The organism is Streptococcus mitis, from assembly GCF_946190375.1.
In the GTDB taxonomy this organism is placed as follows: domain Bacteria; phylum Bacillota; class Bacilli; order Lactobacillales; family Streptococcaceae; genus Streptococcus; species Streptococcus mitis_CJ.
Genome location: NZ_CAMIAF010000118.1, coordinates 1 through 248 on the forward strand (window position 1 = coordinate 1; position 248 = coordinate 248).

The following is a 248-nucleotide window of genomic DNA, read 5'->3' on the forward strand; positions in this document are numbered from 1 at the left end:
CGTCAGCAACCACATCTGCATCTGACTCAGCATCAACAAGGGCTTCAGATTCAGCAAGCACATCTGCTTCTGACTCAGCATCAACAAGTGCATCAGATTCAGCAAGCACATGCGCTTCTGAGTCAGCATCAACAAGTGCGTCAGAGTCAGCAAGCACATCAGCGTCTGATTCAGCGTCAACAAGTGCATCAGCATCAGCAAGCACATCGGCTTCTGAGTCAGCATCAACAAGTGCGAGCGAATCAGCA

The 248-nt window shown here is 50.0% G+C and carries 1 pseudogene; it reads right to left on the reverse strand.

The window, feature by feature from the left end:
* Nucleotides 1-248: pseudogene (locus N8M09_RS11035) on the reverse strand (MSCRAMM family adhesin SdrC); the annotation flags it as partial.